Source organism: Cupriavidus sp. D39, assembly GCF_026627925.1.
Lineage (GTDB): Bacteria > Pseudomonadota > Gammaproteobacteria > Burkholderiales > Burkholderiaceae > Cupriavidus > Cupriavidus ulmosensis.
Genome location: NZ_JAPNLE010000007.1, coordinates 144,021 through 160,836 on the forward strand (window position 1 = coordinate 144,021; position 16,816 = coordinate 160,836).

Genomic DNA, 16,816 nt, shown 5'->3' on the forward strand with positions numbered 1-16,816 from the left:
ACCGATGCCGGGGTGAGGGGCGGAGCTGCTCGTAGTAGTGACGAAGCCCTTGTAATGAGGGTGGAGCGAAGGGGCAGCGTTATCCCGTTGACGAAGGTCACCAACCTGCTAGGCGGGGATGAGTGACATGACATCAACAAAACCTTATCGCATTGCAAAGCGAGCTGTGTGGGATGCGTACCAGTTGGTGAAGGCCAATCGCGGTTCTGCCGGCGTGGATGATGAAACTATCGCCATGTTTGAGCAGAATCTCTCGGGAAATCTGTACAAGCTGTGGAACCGGATGTCATCAGGGTCGTACTTCCCGCCGCCGGTTAAGCAGGTGGAAATACCCAAGGCGAAAGGCGGAACCAGAAAATTGGGCGTGCCCACTGTATCTGACAGAATTGCTCAGACTGTTGCCAAGCTCATGATTGAGCCGATCCTCGATCCGATCTTCCATGAAGATTCCTATGGGTATCGGCCGGAGAAGTCGGCGAAACAGGCGATAGCGGTGACGCGCAAGCGTTGCTGGCAGTATGACTGGGTCGTGGAGTTTGACATCAAGGCGGCGTTCGATCAGATCGATCATGCACTGTTGATGAAGGCAGTGCGATGCCACATCAGGGAAGACTGGATCCTGTTGTACATCGAGCGGTGGCTGACTGCGCCGTTCGAGACGGCGGATGGGGAGATCCTGCCCCGGACGCGAGGGACACCCCAAGGGGGTGTCGTCAGTCCGATCCTGATGAATCTGTTCATGCACTATGCGTTCGATAGCTGGATGAGGCGGTCACATCCGCAATGTCCCTTTGCACGCTACGCCGATGATGCGGTGGTTCACTGCCGCTCGGAGGCACAGGCCAGGGCCGTAATGCAAGACATTGCTTCACGGCTGGGCGAATATGGGTTGACGATGCATCCGGAGAAGTCGAAGGTCGTGTACTGCAAGGACAGCAACCGTACGAAGGCGTATCCGACCGTGCAATTTACGTTTCTGGGCTTTACGTTCCGGCCCAGGGAGGCGCAGAGCAAGCAGGGCCGGCGCTTTACCAGTTTCCTGCCGGCGGTAAGCAGCGAGGCGCTTAAGCGGATGCGTGCGGTAGTGCGGGGGTGGCAGTGGTCGCGCCGAAGTCCGGCGACATTGGCTGAGCTTGCGGAGCAATCCAATCCGGTCATCCGTGGTTGGTGGAACTACTATGGTGCTTTCTATCGGCGGGCGATGCGCGGCTTGTTTCGCTATATCGACCGCGGGTTGCAGCGATGGGCCCGGCGCAAGTACAAAACGCTAGTGCGGCGAAAGCAGCGCAGCGTGCAGTGGCTACGCACGATGAAGGAGGTCGAGCCATGGCGGTTCATCCATTGGGGATTGGCCGCAGCGACGGTTGGATAACGGGAGCCGTATGACATGCGAGTGTCACGTACGGTTCTGCGAGAGGCTCGGGGTGCGACTCCCCGGGCCTACTCACCTTGCCCGGGAGACCGGAACAGTACCCGACAAGGGTTCGCATTCATGAAGGCGAATCAGGCCACTTGGCCCTTGGCCACCATGGCACGGCTGCTCAAGGTCTCGCGCAGCGGGTTCCATGCGTGGTGTCATCACGTGCCCTCGGCCCATGCACAACAGGATGCCGCACTGCTTACCCGCATCCGGGCCATTTACCTGCGATCGCACGGCACCTATGGCATGCCGCGCATTCACGCGGTCCTGGCCCGCGAAGGCATCCACGTCGCGCGCAAGCGCGTGGCCCGACTGATGCGCGAAGTGGGCCTGCGCGGCGTCAGTCGGCGCCGCTGGGTCACCACCACCCGTCGTGCCGCCCGTGCCCGCCCGGCGCCGGATCTGGTGCAGCGTCACTTCCAGGCTGAGGCGCCAGATCGGCTGTGGGTCGCTGATGCCACCTACATTCCGACCGCTGCGGGCTTCTTCTATCTGGCTGTGGTGCTCGACGTGTACAGCCGCCGCATCGTCGGGTGGGCTATGGACAGCCACTTGCGTACCGCCCTGATGCTGCAGGCATTGGACATGGCCCTCGCGCAGCGTCGGCCCGATGGCGTCATCCATCATTCGGATCAGGGATGTCAGTACACTTCGATCGCGTTCGGGCTGCGCTGCCGCGAGGCCGGTGTACGTCCCTCGATGGGCTCAGTCGGTGACGCGTACGACAAGGCTTGCGTTTCACACTACACCTCCTCGCGTCGATCAGAAACGACGTCGGGATGGCGACGCCGGCAGGACATCTTGACGCCCATCGCCTTTCTGGGCGGGTTATTGCCCGGTGGGTCGTATAGGCACTCGTTCTTGTCGCTGTAGGCGTGACCGCGGATGAGTCCGCGACGGTTCCATATCTTCACGCTCGTCGGCGTGACGTGCAGCGCGTCGGCTATCTCCTGCAGCGTCAGGAGACCCGCTTCGCGCAACCGATCATAGCGTGGCTTCAGACCGTAGTTGCGCTGCAGGCGTGCGACCATTTTTGCATTGAAGGGCCTACCCGTTCCGGACGGGACGCCACGTTCGTTCAGGATATTCGCGATCTGCAGAACAGTATGGTGATTGAGCAGTTCGTCAATCTCCTCGATCACCGTGGCGGGGGTGACCCAGCGCTGCCACGATTTCAGCGGCAACGGCAGCCTGAGGGTCCGGTGAGCGCCGCCCTTGAAGCGGATCTGTGCGGTAACCTGCTGGTCCCGGTTCAGGGTGACGTCTTCCAGAAGTAGCCTGATCATGCGTTTGCGTTCCCGGTCGGGCGTGGCGGGATCACGCCATAGCCGGGGGAAGTTGGACGCCAGCGAGACGATGACGGCGCGCTGCTCATCCGTCAGAATACGCGCGTCCTGTTCGCTGCGACGCCGATATTCCTCGTTAGCCTCAGTCAGTGCTCGAAGCTTATGGTTCCAGTCTGCTTCGAGTGAGTCGGCAACCAGCCGATTCTCCGGATCGACGCGCATGTAGCGGCGCTGCGCCAGATCGGCTTCGTACTGGGCGCGCTCCACCTGCTTGTGACGCAGACAGTCGGCTTCCTCGATGCGGGACTGGAGTTCGCGCTGAACCGCCAGGCTCACCTCAATAGCAAGCGGATTAAGCGCTTCGACGAGCAGTTCGCCAATGGCCTCGTCGATGGCAGCGCCGTGGATGCGCTGGCAGATCGGTTCGGCCTGCTCGATGCCTTCGCGCTGGCAGACGTACTCGGGACACAGGTAGCCCTGGCGGCTGTGGTAACGAACCGTCATGCGGTTCCCGCATCGACCACAGACCACGAGTCCCTGAAGAAGTGCTGGACCCTCACGCGGTGCGCCTCGGCGCCGGTCGGCTCCGATCGCCTGTGCGCTCTCATGCAAACGCTTCTGATTCTGCTCATACTCTTCCCAGGACAGATAACCGGCATGGGCGCCCGGAATCAGCGTATCCCACTGGTCCCGCGGGGCGCGAATCACACGCGTGCGTCCATCGACTGTCTTGCGTGTATGGGTGCGACCATAGACGAATGCGCCGGCATACCTCGGGTTGTGGAGAATGCGCACTACCTGGCTGTGCCCGAGGCTGCCCCACAGCAATTCGCCCTTGTGCGGACCTTTGCCACACCGTCGCGGAAACGCCAGCTCGAGATGATGCGCGGCGCGCGCGGTGGCCATCGCCGATCCCGTACCTCGGAAGGTGTCGAACAGCCACCTCAGGCAGTGCTGGACCTGCTGGTCCGGATCGAGAACGACCGCGCCCGCGGCGTTGTACACGAAGCCGACGGGCAGGCGCATCTGCAGTTCACCGCGCCTGGCTTTGCTTAGGATTCCTCCTTGCAGGCGGGCCCGCAGCACGTGCAATTCGGCCTCGCTCATGGTGCCCTTGAGCCCCAATAACAGCCGGTCGTTGAAGTGAGCGGGATCGTACTACGCCATCCTCGTCAAGGATCAATGTGTCGGTGATTGCGCAGATCTCGAGCAGCCGATGCCAGTCGGTGGAGTTGCGCGCCAGGCGCGACACCTCCAGGCCGAGCACGATGCCGGCATGACCCACACCAACTTCGGCGACCAGACGCTGGAATCCTTCGCGGTCCGCCGATGACGCGCCGGACTGGCCGAGGTCGCTATCGATCACAATAATGCGATCCTCGGACCACCCCAGGGCGACCGCCCGTTGGCGCAGCGCATATTGGCGCTTGGTGCTCTCGGTGTTCTCGAACACCTGACGCAATGTGGATTGCCGGATATACAGATAGGCGTTGCGCTTCAGATGGCTCGCCTGGACCTTCTGATGAGGATCGCTCTTCATGCTGCTGCCTCCTGACACCGGTGTAAAAGCATTGAAGCCAGAATCAACGTCGCCTCCTGATGCAGCGTGAAGGGGATGATCTCTGCCTCACCAGGCGGCGGCTGCCGCCGTACAACCGTGGTCGCGCACTGGGCCCATGCCTGCATCCACGCTCTCATGCCGCTGCGCATCAACAGCACGAGGCCCTGGCCGCGAGGAATCTCGCACGGCAATCCAAGTGCCTGTTGCCTCAGATCTTCATAACGCGAGATCAGTCCGTCATTGCACAGCGCACGGTCCGGCAATGACACGGACGGTTTCGTTACGGTTTTTTTGGCGCAGGAACTGCCGTTCGATACTGCGCGGATGAACCTGTACGCCGAAGGTCTGGTGCACCAGACTCGCCAGTCGCTCCGCTCGCACAGTTGGCTCTGCAACCCGCGCCCGGTTCAGAAACTCCATCACTGCTGGAGTCAATTTGTGGCCGCTGCGCGGCCCGGTCTTCTGCGGAATCAAAGCGGCCAGTCCGCCCTGTTCGAAAGCCGTCTGAGCCTGATAGAACGACGGCCGGGAGAAGCCGAACGCCCGGGCCGCTTCGCTGATCGGCCGCTTGTCCACGCGTACCGCGCGCAGCATCTCGTACTTGACCTGCAGCAGATCGTGGGGATCGAAGAACTCTCCGTCCCGAAACAGCGGATGCGTCACGGCATCTGGACGCGGATTGAGGCTCGCCTGCTGCCGCAGCGCGCGATGCTTGTCCTCTTTGCGTCGGTCTGTCGCCATGCACGAACTCCAGAGAAAGTGGCCAAATCAGTGTAAATATAATTATGTACCATATTTCTGAAGATGCAAGTTAGATGTCTGGAATACTCGTGGAAATATAGCTGCCTTACGGCGATAACTCGGCTTGCTCGGCATAGTTAGCTTTACATCATCGGCGTATTTGGCTTTACACATACTCATGCTATTCATGGCTCCAGCGTGGCGATCAAACGCCCCAGCTCAAGCAGCTCTTCCACGCGAAACAAGGCGCGTCCGGCAGCAACCGCGTTGAATGGGTCCTCACCGACGACGCTCGTCCAACTGGCTGGCAGCGCCCGCAGTCGGCCATTCGCGTCGTGAAACCAAACTCTGTCCTCATGCCAGTTCTGGGCGTGGAGGACCAGTTCGAATTCTTGCAAATGAAGGGGATGGTACGGATGAGTTACCTGAAAACGTCGGCTTCCAGCGTCACTCACGGGCGCAGTTGTCTGCGGACTCCAATGCCATGTGTGAATCCTTCTTTGCCACGCTCGAGTGCGAACTGCTGGCACGTCGCCGCTTCGCTACGCACGACCAGGCGCGTCTGGCGTTGTTCACCTTTATCGAAGGCTGGTACAACCCACATCGCTTGCACAGTGCCCTGGGCTATCGTTCGCCACACGAATTTGAACAGATTCACCGCTGCGCACAATCCGACGCCATCGCCAGCGAGTTGCCCACCGCCGGGCGGCGTCGTGGGCGACACAGGCGCCCCGCCGCCCGCCCGTGGACAACTCGCACGACGCCATCAAAAGGAACCCAACTATCGACATAAAGTTCAAATGTAAGACTGTCCAACGAAGCGGGGTAACCTCATTGTCGCCCTAGGGCGCCGGGCGGTCCGAAAATAATTGTTATTACAACGATTGATCCGGCAATCGAGCGACCTACGATCGGACTGGGAAGGTGCGGCGATTTATACCCGGTCCCTCAACAGGTAGTTTTAGGGAGTGGGAGTCGGGGTGACAATCAACGTAGCGATTTCGCCTGGCTCTGCGACCGTGGGCACGGCGAGCATAGTTGTGCATGGCGAGCATCCCCTTGATGCAGAAAATGCAATTAATCGCATTTTGATGATCAAAGGATGCTCGCGCAGCCAAGCGGAAAAATCGCCGCGTTGATCGTCGCCCCGACGCTCTCTCCCGGAAGCTACAATAGGGCCAGATCAGGCGACACGAAATGAAGAAGCCAGACATCAAGCGATGCGAGGGATACCGGCAGTACTGACCAGCATGAGAAGGGTGCGCGCTTGTTACCCCACGCTGCGCAATGCAATCAGGGCGATGGTCGCGTTACTTGGGCTGTCTTCCAAGCGGTGAGCTCGGAGGGGCGCAAGCCGTAGCGGGCCAGCACGCCCTCGTGCAGTCGCCGGAGTTCTTCCACGATCAGTGCTTGTACGTTGTAACGATCAGCGTCCGGCACTTTTGCTATGACGGATTGCTGAATTACGGAAAACGCATCCTGATTGGGCTGCATCACGACGTCCCGGATCGTCTGTTTGATCACATCACGCCAGGCAAGGCGCAGCGGGTCCGGTTCTGCCAGATCCTGCTTGATAGCCAGATACTCTTGCGTCGACCGCTCGTAGGCCCAAACATAGAGATCGCGCAGCAGCTCGACGCGGGTCATCTCATACATGCCGAGAATGGCGCGACTGTAGGCGTGCTCCGGCACATCGAGGAAAGTGAGCGGACAAAGGTTTGCACGGAACAGCGGCAAATTGGCCACCAGGCGCGAGGTGCGTTTGTTGATGTCGGCGAATGGCTGCAAGTATGGCAGATGTACCATCACGAAGAATGACTGTTCGAAGGGATCGGCAATCTGATTGACCTTCTCGAGCAGGACATCTAGCGCCTGGTCGATCTGCTGTGGTGCCGACAGGGGACGGTAGACACTTCTGCCAATGTCCACGGCATGCTGGCGAATCCGGCCTTCATCAGCAGGGTTAGGCAACAGGTTCTCCGACAAGGCGCTATGTAGGTTCATCAATGTGTAGCGGTCAAAACCGACCGTATCGATGTTCTCCACCAGCAACTCGATGGCGGTCTTGTGGTTGAGGATCATCTGGGTTTCGATGGCCGCCTTGCCTTGCGCGGCTTTCCCGTGCTCGATCAACTCACGGGTGTCCAGCCGGGAATAGGTGTTGCCCTCCAAATGGCTCGACGCCCATGATAGGTCGATCAGGAGCCGGTTCAGAATTGCCCTGCTATAGGTTCCAGCGGGTGCATTAGCCTGCGTGGTCTTGCCCATCTTGTGTAGCTGACGCCGAAGCGATTCCGACAGATACCAAGTGACATTGGGCCGATAGGCGTCAAGAAATTCGCGTTGGTAACCGACGGGCTTCCGCGCCTCCAGAGGCTGCTCGATATACGCCACGATATCGCGGCTGTCGGCGGAAAGCGGGATGTAACTTGGGAACTGGTCTTCCTCTGTGGCAGCCGGGGCAATCGCTGCCGTTTGTAGCGCAAGATAACGGCGGGCGCGCCCTTCGCCGACCGCTCTGATCTGCCCACTCTCGATCAACTGGCTGATCCAGCGTTGTGCTGTCCGTCGCGCAACGTCTGGATGCTGTGCCAGCAACTCCGCGAGCATCAATCCCGCGGAGGCTTTCCGAACACTTTCTAGCAGTGCATTTGCGGTGGACATGTGGGCTGTGGCGCAGTTCGTTCAGGCGATGGCGCGATTGTGGCGCAGTTTGGCTAACTGCGCCACAAATTGGCGCAGATGTGGTGCAGTACAGGCATCAGCGCCACTATAGTGATGTTTGGCTTGCCTGACTCGGTCGCCGGGCCTTGTGTGAGGCTCAGGGGCTAGCGTGACGCGACGGCGGCCAGTGCTAGCGCTTCCAGCCAATCCGATGGCGCTCCTGCGTGGCTTCGTGTCGCGCATCGTCTTCCGTATGCAGATAAGCGCTGGTCGTGGCGATGGAAGCGTGCCCGAAATTGTCCCTCACGAACCGCAGGTCCACCTGCTGGTCGGTCATATGCGAGCCCGCGGTATGGCGTAGCCAGTGCGCCGAGGCGCTGGCCAGTACCTCGGCCCGGCTTGCCCATTCGTGGCCGCGCGCGCGACCGCTGGGCGGATAGCGCAAAGATATTCTTGAGCGCCAGGTGCAGTGCGCCGCGCGACAAGGGCTTTACCTTGCCAATGATCGCTAGCCCGAACTTTGACGGGCTAGCACGATCGGGCGATCCTCGTCTGGCAATGGCATTGACGGCAGGCTGTATGCCTCGCGATAGCGCGCCAGTTCCGCCATCCGCTCATCCGCGTTCGGCCTCCGTTTGCTAGGAGGCCTTGCTCAGCGCCTTCCAGACCACCTTGGTGGCCACGCGCAAGTCCTCGGGGTCAGGCGCGTTATGCCCGGCCCGGCGCGCATAGATCACAAGGCCCAGCAGGTGCGAAAGAATCAGCGCGCCACGAAGGGAGCATTCGGCCGTTGACAGCGACGGATTCACCCTTGCCACCACGGTGGCGAAGATGTCCTGCAGTTCCGCGTTGATCTCCGCCACAGCCTCCCTTGCAAACTCCTCTTTCTCCGCCAGGCTCCAGCATTGCAGGGCAAACGCCCCCACGCTGGCATCCGAGCCGTCCAGCGCCGTGAAAACGTTGTCGACGATGGCATCGAGCAAGGTGTCCGGCGACCGGCTCCGGTCCTTGAGCAGCGTGCGGTAGAGCTCGAACGACCGCCTAGAGCGCGCTTCAATCGTGCTGCGCAACAGTTCTTCGCGTGTGCCGAAGTAGTGCTGAAGCGTGCTCAGCCGGATACCGGCTTCGCTGGCAATGCGGCGCTGCGTGAAGCCAGCACTGCCTTCCGCCGCGAAGACCCTGGTCGCGACCTCCAGGATTTCGGGGACTCGGGTGTTCCTGTTGCCACGGCGCCTGGGCGCGTTGTCTTCCTTGTTGCCGAGGATATCGGCAGACGTGATCGTGAGTTCCTTCATCGATTGAAATCCCAGTGTCCTCTCATCCCGGGCGGCCTATCAGGCCGTCGCGGCAAGCCTGAGTTGGCGTGCGTGATCGCGTGGCGCGTCCTCTTTTTCTTCGCAGGTTTCAAGCCATAGAGATCGTGCTCCGTGGCGCATGATCTTGGAGCCTAGCATAGGTCACGGAACCAAATAAATGTAGTACGGGAAGTACTAGGTAGCCCCGACATTGTCTGTTTTATTAAACACTTTTCTGTAAAATGTGTCGATATAAGCCAAAACATAGGGATTTCCCGGGCCAGTCCAGGCTTGATCTGGGTCAAAAACTCTCTATTATTGGGTCACCAGACCAATTATGCAGGCGCGCCGGCCACACAGCAGCGCAGGGGCAGCCGCTAGGAGGAGTCCAAGTGCCGAGCAGTACCCACCGCTCACATGGCCACGCGCAGCCAGGGTTCCAGGCCTTGCCGGGGCCGTGCTCGTCACGATCCGCCATCGGTCGTACCACATCGGATACGGTCATTGGTCTGGTGCTAGACAGCCATCGCTGCCGCGCTGTCCCTGGCCTCTGCGTTGGCCGCAAGCCGCCCTGAGCGGCAGGCCACACCAATTTTCCGTATCGCAGCCTTGTCTGTTGCGTGCCAAGCCGCTGGCATGCCGATGGCTTTCGTCCTTTGCACGTGGGAAAGCACTTGCGTGCCATCGTGAATGGCCAGCGGTCGATGCCATAAACGGGGCGCGCATAGGCGCTCTGACTACGCGCGAACGGATGCAGGAGGCGTGGTGATATCGGTGGCGCGACACCTTGGGATTGGGTCAAAAGCCCCTTGCAAGATCTAGGTAAAAACTCGGGGTATCCTGCAAAAAATTCTAAAGTCAAAATTCGTATCGCACATTAGAATTTGTGTGGAGGGGCATCGAGAGCGGCGCGGCGGTCTTCCGGCGCGCCGCTGACAGGATCCGGGCCACCTCGATACGAGCTTCGCGCTGGCCACGGCAGTAGCAGGGGGAGTGGGGCTGGAAGCGAAAAAAGAGGACTCGGCACGATCCGGCCGCGCGCGACCGACACCTTGGTGCAGGCCCGGGTGCGAAGCGACCTCACAAAAGAAAACGGGATGGAGACGGCAGATGAATAGGAGCAACAACGTTCGGTGCGCGGCCCTGGCGCCGCGGGCCATGGTGGTGGCCCTGGCCCTGGCATATGGCGGGAGCGCTGCAGCATTCGAAGTCGATACGGGCAACACGGATTTCAAGCTGCGTTGGGACAACACCGTGCGCTACAACCTGGGCATGCGGATGGAAGGGCAGGACTCCAGGCTGCTGTCCAACCCGACCTACGACGAGTCGGACAGCAAGTTTGGCAAGCACTCGATCGTCACCAACCGCGTCGATCTGTTGAGCGAAGCCGACGCCAACTATAAAGGCCAGGTAGGTGCGCGCATCAGCGCCTCCGGCTGGTACGACGACGCCTACAGCGACCGCTCGGTCAAATCGCCCGCAGGCTTCCCGACCAGCTATTTCGGCAACAACTACAACGCGCAGGTCGGGCGCTACATGAACGGGCCGTCGGGCGAGTTGCTGGATGCTTTTGCCTGGTCCAACTTCAACCTTGGCGATGTGCCGGTCAACGTCAAGGTGGGTCGGCACGCGCTCTCATGGGGCGAGGGCTTGTTGATTGGCGCGCACGCCATTTCGTATTCGCAGGCGCCGATCGACGGCGTGAAAGCGGTCAACAGCCCCGGCATCGAGACCAAGGAGGTCTTCCTGCCTCTGGGCCAGGTTTCGTTCAAGGCTCAGGTCACCGACAAGATCTCGTTGTTCGGCCAGTACTTCTACGAGTGGAAGCCGACGCGCGTTCCCTACGGTGGCACCTACCTGATGGGCGCGGATACGGCACCCTATGTCGATCGCGTTGGCGTGAGCCCCACCGCGTCCCTGAACAACGCGGGCGGCGGCAAGCCCGGCAACACCGGCAACTGGGGCGTGGGCGCCAAGTTCGACGTGGACCCGATCGATTCGAAGATCGGTGTCTACTATCGCCGCTTCAATGACTACACGCCGGAGACCGGTATTCAGCTCCTGCCGAACGGACAGTTCCGCTTCGACTATGCACAGGATGTGGAGTTGTACGGCCTGAGCTTCTCGCGCCAGTTTGGCTCCGTGATCGTCGGCTCCGACCTGTCGATGCGCAAGAACACGCACCTGAACTCGGCGACCACGATGACGACCGATACCGGCGCGCGCGGCGATACCTTGCACTGGGTGGTCAACGGCATGTACGGCCTGCCCAAGACGCCGCTGTGGGACACTGGCGTGCTGGTGGCCGAGTTCGCTTATAGCCATCTGCTCAAGATCACCAAGAACGAGAACCTCTACCGGGGCGAAGGCTATAAGGGTTGCGAAACCACCGCGACGCCCAATGCCTGCTCGACCAACAACTTCTACCAGCTAGCCCTGAATTTCACGCCGCAGTACTTCGCCGTCTTTGCCGGCTGGGACCTGAGCGTCCCGCTCACGGTCAACTGGGGCATCAAGGGCAAGGCGCCCACCGGCGGCGGCGGCTTCGAGAAGGTGGTGTCCTATTCCGTCGGCGTAACCGCGACCTATCACTCCAAGTACGAATTTGGCCTGCGTTATTCCGACATGTTCGTGCCGACCCGCTACAACTCAGCAGGTACTACCGCGGTGGGTGGCGGCGCGCTCAACAGCGCCGTGGGGGCCACCGACCGCGGCTGGCTGGTCCTAACTTTCAAGACGGCCTTCTAAGGCCGCTCTCTCGCAACAACAGACAGGAGACCCTGATGAAACTGCACTATGCAATCTGCGCTGCCTTGATCGGTGCCAGCGGCGGTGCCATGGCGGCCGTGTCGGCTGACGAAGCCAAGCAACTCGGCACGACATTGACCGAGTTCGGCGCCGTCAAGGCCGGTAATGCCGATGGCACGATCCCGGCTTATACCGGCGGCCTGACCAAGGCGCCCGCCGACTACAAGCCGGACAGCGGCTTCTGGCCCGACCCGTACAAGGACGAGAAGCCCTTGTTCCGCATCGACGCGAAGAACGTCGACAAGTACGCTGCCAAGCTTAGCGAAGGGCAGAAGCACCTGATCAAGAAGAATCCCGGCACGTACTACATCGACGTCTACCCGACGCACCGCAGCGCGGCCTTTCCGGAAAAGATCCTGAAGGCGACCGTGCGCAACGCCACCGGATGCCAGACCATCAAGGATGGCCTGGCGATCGAGAGGGCTTGCCGCGGCGGCATGCCGTTCCCGATCCCCAAGACCGGCAATGAAGTGATGTGGGACCACATCCTGCGTTATATGGGGGACACCGCCATGGTCTCCAACCATGGCTCGACCTGGGTGGTCGATTCCTCGGGCAAGCCGACCCAGGCCTCGGAACAGTACACATTCCAGGACTATGTCTACTACCAGGTCGACCAGGCCGATCGCGACCCGGACATGATCTGGCGCACTTACTCCAACAACAAGGTGCCCGCGCGCCGCGCCGGCGAGATGACCGGCCTGATCGACTACCTCGACCCGGTCGACAAGCCGCGAAAGGCCTGGAACTACCAGCCGGGCCAGCGCCGCGTGAAGCAATCCCCGGAGTTCGCATATGACACGCCGGTAGGCAGCATGGGCGGCGTGACGCTGTTCGACGAACTGTTCGTCTTCACCGGCAAGCAGGACCGCTTCGATTTCAAGCTGGTCGGCAAGAAGGAGATGTACATCCCCTACAACAGCTACAAGATGTACAACAGCTGCACGTCCGAGGACGCATTGCAGCCCAAGCACGTCAATCCGGCGTGCGAACGCTGGGAGCTGCATCGCGTGTGGGTGGTCGAGGCGACGCTGAAGCCGGGCCAGCGTCACGTGTACTCCAAGCGCACCTACTACTTTGACGAAGACTGGTCTGGCGCATCGCTCTATGACGCGTTCGACCAGTCCGGCGAACTGTACCGGGCGCTGTTCCAGGGAACCATCCAGCTCTTCGGCAAAAACCTCCAGCCGTATGGCGTGAAGAACACGATCTACGACTTCAACAAGGGGATCTACGCCTATATCAATGATGCGTCGAAGTCCGGCTACTTTGTCCAGCCCTCGCGATTGAGCGAGCGCGAGCTCAATCCCGAGGCCGTGGTAGCACGCGAGACCGCGCGTTGATGCCCCGCCATTGACCAGGAGCCGCAACGTGCAACCACTGCCTAGTTCCCTTGCCGCGCCAGAAGGGGCGCGATCCTCGCGCCGCCTCCCGTGGCGGCTGGCGGCTGCGCTTGGCGTCCTGGCTGCCCTGGGCGTCTATGCTAGCGAGAGCGTCCAGTACGCCCCGATGCGCGACGTGCTCGACCTACCTGTCCAACCAGGCAAGCTTAACAAGCGCGCTACCGCTAGCAGCGTGGCCCGGGAGGGCAAGCGGCTGGTAGCTGTTGGTCCGCGCGGCTTCATTGCGCTGTCTATCGACGGCGGCGCGCATTGGAGCCAGGTTGGCAGTCCGGTGCAGTCCGACCTGGTTTCGGTGAAGTTCAGCGGCGCGGGTATCGTCTGGGCCGTGGGGCACGACGCCGTCGCGCTGCGCAGCACGGACGGCGGCGCAAGCTGGCAGCGCGTGCTGGATGGGCGCGCGCTGCTCAAGCTGCTGCGCCAGCACTATGCTGAGGGCGCCGGCGCGCCCGATGCCGGCAAGATCCGCCAGGAGGTGGAGCGCTGGGCGGCGCAGTCGGCCACGCCGGACGTGCTGCCCACGCCGTTCTTCGATGCGTCGTTCACCGATGCCAACGAGGGCTTCCTGGTTGGCGCGTTCGGGCTGATCTTGCGCACCGGTGACGGTGGCAAGACCTGGACGCCCTGGATGGAGCACACCGACAACGACAGCCGGCTGCATCTCTACGCTGTGGCCGGTCACGATGCGCAGCGCTACATCGCCGGCGAGCAGGGGCTGCTGCTGAAGCTCGACCGCGCGAGCGACCGCTTCGTCAAGGTAAGCACGCCTTACGAAGGCAGCTTCTTCGGCCTGGATGCCAGCCCGGGCCGGCTGCTGGCCTACGGCCTGCGCGGCAATGCCTACATGAGTACGGACGAAGGACTAGCCTGGCACAAGGTCGAAACCGGCATCGACGCCAGCATGGTGGCCGCCGTGCCCACGGATCCCAAGGGGTTGCTTTTGGTCTCGCAGGCCGGACAGGTGCTTTCGGTTTCCGCCGATGGTCGCAAGGCGGTACCGCTGCAGGTGCCTTACACCAGCGAAGTGATGGGCGCCACGGCGTCGGAGTCGGGCGCCCTTGTGCTGGCGCTCGTCGACGGTCTGCGCGTAGTCGACATCTTGCCCTCGGCCCCATGAGCGCCGCATCTCGAATTAACCAAGGATCTCAACGATGAGCGCACCCATCGGCAACCCCGCCATGCCGGTCATCCGTGACCTTCGCGACTTCGATCCGAAGTCGGGCAATCTGGCGGAACGCTTCATCTTCAACCACCGCGCGGTGGCGCTGGTGTTTTGCCTAGTGGCGACGCTGGTGCTTGGATTGTTCGCATGGAAGATCCAGGTCAACGCCAGCTTCGAGCGGATGATTCCGTCCTCCAGCCCGTATATCCGCAACTACCTGGACAACAAGGCCGAACTGCCCGGGCTGGGCAACAGCATCCGCATTGTCGTGGAGAACAAGAGCGGCGACATCTACGACCCGGCCTACCTGGAAACGCTGCGCAAGGTCAACGACACGCTGTACCTGATACCGGGCGTGGACCGCTCGTGGATGAAGTCGATCTGGATGCCGAGCGTGCGCTGGCGGCAGGTCACCGAGGAAGGCATCACCGGCGGCGCGGTGATGCCTTCCGACTACGACGGCAGCAAGCGGGCCGTCGACCAGCTGAGATCCAATATCGGCCGCGCTGGCGTGGTCGGCAGCCTGGTGGCCAACGACCTGAAGTCGAGCATGATCGTCACGCCGCTGCTGGAGCGTCACCCAAAGACGGGCGAGCCCCTAAGCTATGGCGAGTTCTCCCAGTCGCTCGAGACCAAGATCCGCAGCTTCGAGAGCGACCGGGTGGGCGTGCATATTGTTGGCTTTGGCAAGATTGTCGGTGACCTGATCGCCGGACTGAAGCAGGTGATGCTGTTCTTTGGCATCTCCGTGCTGGTAGCGGCGGTCTTCGTCTTCGTGTACACGCGCTGTGTGCGCAGCACCGTGCTGCTGGTGACGGTTGCCGTCGCGGGCGTGGTTTGGCTGCTTGGGCTGATGCAGATCCTGGGCTATGAGCTGGATCCGTATTCGATCCTGGTGCCGTTCCTGATCTTCGCCATCGGCCTTTCGCACGGCGCGCAGAAGATGAACGGCATCCTGCAGGACGTAGGCCGCGGCACGCACAAGTACGTGGCGGCGCGCTATACCTTCCGCCGCCTGTTCATGGCGGGACTGACGGCACTGCTGACGAACATCGTGGGCTTTGCGGTACTGATCATCATTGATATCCCGGTGATCCGCGATCTCGCCATCACGACCAGCATCGGCGTCACGGTGCTGATCTTTACCAAGCTGGTGCTGATTCCGGTGGCGCTGTCGTATATCGGCGTGAGCCCGGGCGCCGCAAAGCGCGCGCTGGTGGATGAAGGCGAGGTGGCGCAAGGCAAGGGCCTGCTGGCCAGGGTGTGGAAGGGGCTCGACCGGCTGACCGAGCGCCGGGCGGCGCTTGCGGTCATCAGCGTGACTGCGGTGCTGACGGTGGTCAGTGCGTTCGTGATGCGCGACCTGCGCATCGGCGACCTGGATCCCGGCGCGCCGGAGTTGCGCACCGAGTCGCGCTACAACCGCGACAACGCCTATATCACCCAGCACTACGGGTTATCGAGCGACCAGTTCGTGGTGATCATGAAGACCGCCGAGGATGGCTGCCGCTACTACGAATCCCTGCAACTGATGGACCGCCTGGCGCAACGCCTGCGCCAGACCCCCGGCGTGCAGGGCACCAGCTCGCTGGCCGAGACCACGCGCTTCATCACCGCCGGCCTGGCCGAAGGCAATGGCAAATGGATGACGCTCAGCCGCGACCAGCAGATCACCAACGCGGCGGTCTCCGCGGCGATGATCGCCACGCCCGATATCACCAATCGGGATTGCTCGGTCACGCCGCTGATTGCCTATCTTGGCGACCACAAGGCCGACACCCTGGCCCGCGTGCTGCGCACGGCCAATGACTTCGCGCTGCAGAACAATACCCCGGCGGATGCCAAGAAGCCCACGCGCTTCCTGCTTGCCGCCGGCAGCGCGGGCATCGAGGCGGCTACCAATATCGAGGTCGAGCACGGCATCGTCACCATGTACCTCGCGGTGTATGGCGCCACCGCCTTGCTTTGCCTGCTGACCTTCCGGAGCATCCGCGCCACGCTGGTGGCCATGATCCCGCTGGTCATTACCACCGTCCTGTGCAAGGCGCTGATGGTATGGCTGGGCATCGGCCTGAAAGTGGCCACGCTGCCGGTGATCGCGGTCGGGGTGGGTGTGGGCGTGGACTATGCGCTGTACCTGCTCAGCGTCCAGATCGCCATGCAGCGGCGCGGCGCCACGCTGGCGCAGGCCTACCGGCGCTCGCTCGATTTCACCGGCCGCGTGGTCGCGCTGATCGGGCTGACGATGGCAGCCGGGGTGATCACCTGGGTCTGGTCGCCCATCAAGTTCCAGGCCGACATGGGCATCCTGCTGACGTTCATGTTCCTGTGGAACATGCTTGGCGCGCTGATCCTGATTCCCGCGTTGTCGCATTTCCTGCTCAATCCGAAGCCGCCCGTGCCGGCTCCCGCGCCGCAACCGCGGCCGCAGCCGCATCACGTGGCCAACTGACTATCCCTGAAAACGACTGGAGAGAAC

At 61.7% G+C, this 16,816-nt stretch carries 13 protein-coding genes and 3 pseudogenes; 8 read left to right on the plus strand and 8 right to left on the minus strand.

Features of this window, described 5'->3' with window-relative positions; all coding sequences use genetic code 11:
• The first annotated feature begins 127 nt into the window (after positions 1-127).
• Both ltrA and OMK73_RS07650 read left to right on the plus strand, forming a co-directional pair.
• Positions 128-1,372 (plus strand): group II intron reverse transcriptase/maturase, encoded by a 1,245-nt coding sequence (gene ltrA, locus OMK73_RS07645; protein ID WP_267601496.1) that lies wholly within the window; start codon positions 128-130, stop codon positions 1,370-1,372.
• 15 nt (positions 1,373-1,387) lie between these two features.
• Positions 1,388-2,131, plus strand: a pseudogene (locus tag OMK73_RS07650) (IS3 family transposase); the annotation flags it as partial.
• Between the two features lie 32 nt (positions 2,132-2,163).
• Here OMK73_RS07650 and OMK73_RS07655 read toward each other — a convergent pair.
• The 5 genes from OMK73_RS07655 to OMK73_RS07675 form a co-directional block, all read right to left on the minus strand.
• Positions 2,164-3,813, minus strand: coding sequence for a recombinase family protein (locus OMK73_RS07655; protein ID WP_267601497.1), 1,650 nt, complete (start codon positions 3,811-3,813; stop codon positions 2,164-2,166).
• Positions 3,740-4,246: a recombinase family protein gene (locus OMK73_RS07660; protein WP_267601498.1), complete on the minus strand. Its 507-nt coding sequence runs from the start codon at positions 4,244-4,246 to the stop codon at positions 3,740-3,742. Before OMK73_RS07660 ends, OMK73_RS07655 begins: the two co-directional genes overlap by 74 nt.
• Positions 4,243-4,536, minus strand: a complete 294-nt coding sequence (locus OMK73_RS07665) for a hypothetical protein (protein WP_267602100.1) — start codon at positions 4,534-4,536, stop codon at positions 4,243-4,245. The genes OMK73_RS07660 and OMK73_RS07665 overlap by 4 nt, the downstream gene beginning before the upstream one ends.
• Positions 4,505-5,008, minus strand: coding sequence for a helix-turn-helix domain-containing protein (locus tag OMK73_RS07670; protein ID WP_267601499.1), 504 nt, complete (start codon positions 5,006-5,008; stop codon positions 4,505-4,507). Before OMK73_RS07670 ends, OMK73_RS07665 begins: the two co-directional genes overlap by 32 nt.
• A 185-nt stretch (positions 5,009-5,193) precedes the next feature.
• Positions 5,194-5,538 (minus strand): DUF5372 family protein, encoded by a 345-nt coding sequence (locus OMK73_RS07675; RefSeq protein WP_324291684.1) that lies wholly within the window; start codon positions 5,536-5,538, stop codon positions 5,194-5,196.
• Between OMK73_RS07675 and OMK73_RS07680 the strand changes: the two are divergent.
• Positions 5,478-5,675: pseudogene (locus OMK73_RS07680) on the plus strand (integrase core domain-containing protein); the annotation flags it as partial. The gene OMK73_RS07675 and the pseudogene OMK73_RS07680 sit on opposite strands and share 61 nt — an antisense overlap.
• A gap of 313 nt (positions 5,676-5,988) precedes the next feature.
• The gene (locus OMK73_RS07685; RefSeq protein WP_267601501.1) at positions 5,989-6,147 is read left to right on the plus strand and encodes a hypothetical protein; all 159 of its coding nucleotides are present in this window, start codon (positions 5,989-5,991) and stop codon (positions 6,145-6,147) included.
• Positions 6,148-6,301: 154 nt separating this feature from the next.
• Here the strand turns inward: OMK73_RS07685 and OMK73_RS07690 are convergent, their stop codons facing one another.
• From OMK73_RS07690 to OMK73_RS07700, 3 genes and pseudogenes are all read right to left on the minus strand, one after another.
• Positions 6,302-7,672 carry a Fic family protein gene (locus tag OMK73_RS07690; RefSeq protein WP_267601502.1) on the minus strand — a complete coding sequence of 457 codons (1,371 nt, stop codon included), beginning with the start codon at positions 7,670-7,672 and terminating at the stop codon, positions 6,302-6,304.
• 190 nt (positions 7,673-7,862) lie between these two features.
• A pseudogene (locus tag OMK73_RS07695) lies at positions 7,863-8,300 on the minus strand (tyrosine-type recombinase/integrase); the annotation flags it as partial.
• A gap of 10 nt (positions 8,301-8,310) precedes the next feature.
• Entirely contained in the window at positions 8,311-8,967 is a 657-nt protein-coding gene (locus tag OMK73_RS07700; RefSeq protein WP_267601503.1) for a TetR/AcrR family transcriptional regulator, read from the minus strand.
• A 1,110-nt stretch (positions 8,968-10,077) separates the two neighbouring features.
• On the opposite strand from OMK73_RS07700, the gene OMK73_RS07705 reads away from it, so the two are divergent.
• From OMK73_RS07705 to OMK73_RS07720, 4 genes are read left to right on the plus strand one after another with little or no spacing between them, the layout of a single operon-like run.
• The gene (locus tag OMK73_RS07705; protein WP_267601504.1) at positions 10,078-11,715 is read left to right on the plus strand and encodes a DUF1302 domain-containing protein; all 1,638 of its coding nucleotides are present in this window, start codon (positions 10,078-10,080) and stop codon (positions 11,713-11,715) included.
• A 35-nt stretch (positions 11,716-11,750) separates the two neighbouring features.
• Entirely contained in the window at positions 11,751-13,118 is a 1,368-nt protein-coding gene (locus OMK73_RS07710) for a DUF1329 domain-containing protein (protein ID WP_267601505.1), read from the plus strand.
• A 28-nt stretch (positions 13,119-13,146) separates the two neighbouring features.
• On the plus strand, positions 13,147-14,292 hold the full coding sequence (locus OMK73_RS07715) for a WD40/YVTN/BNR-like repeat-containing protein (RefSeq protein ID WP_267601506.1): 1,146 nt from the start codon (positions 13,147-13,149) through the stop codon (positions 14,290-14,292).
• Positions 14,293-14,326: 34 nt separating this feature from the next.
• Positions 14,327-16,789 carry an efflux RND transporter permease subunit gene (locus tag OMK73_RS07720; protein WP_267601507.1) on the plus strand — a complete coding sequence of 821 codons (2,463 nt, stop codon included), beginning with the start codon at positions 14,327-14,329 and terminating at the stop codon, positions 16,787-16,789.
• Positions 16,790-16,816 lie beyond the last annotated feature (27 nt).

Coding starts and splice junctions, on each gene's coding strand:
- ltrA (WP_267601496.1), top strand. CDS start 128: ATGACATCAACAAAACCTTATCGCATTGCAAAGCGAGCTGTGTGGGAT.
- OMK73_RS07655 (WP_267601497.1), bottom strand. CDS start 3,813: ATGAGCGAGGCCGAATTGCACGTGCTGCGGGCCCGCCTGCAAGGAGGA.
- OMK73_RS07660 (WP_267601498.1), bottom strand. CDS start 4,246: ATGAAGAGCGATCCTCATCAGAAGGTCCAGGCGAGCCATCTGAAGCGC.
- OMK73_RS07670 (WP_267601499.1), bottom strand. CDS start 5,008: ATGGCGACAGACCGACGCAAAGAGGACAAGCATCGCGCGCTGCGGCAG.
- OMK73_RS07690 (WP_267601502.1), bottom strand. CDS start 7,672: ATGTCCACCGCAAATGCACTGCTAGAAAGTGTTCGGAAAGCCTCCGCG.
- OMK73_RS07700 (WP_267601503.1), bottom strand. CDS start 8,967: ATGAAGGAACTCACGATCACGTCTGCCGATATCCTCGGCAACAAGGAA.
- OMK73_RS07705 (WP_267601504.1), top strand. CDS start 10,078: ATGAATAGGAGCAACAACGTTCGGTGCGCGGCCCTGGCGCCGCGGGCC.
- OMK73_RS07710 (WP_267601505.1), top strand. CDS start 11,751: ATGAAACTGCACTATGCAATCTGCGCTGCCTTGATCGGTGCCAGCGGC.
- OMK73_RS07720 (WP_267601507.1), top strand. CDS start 14,327: ATGAGCGCACCCATCGGCAACCCCGCCATGCCGGTCATCCGTGACCTT.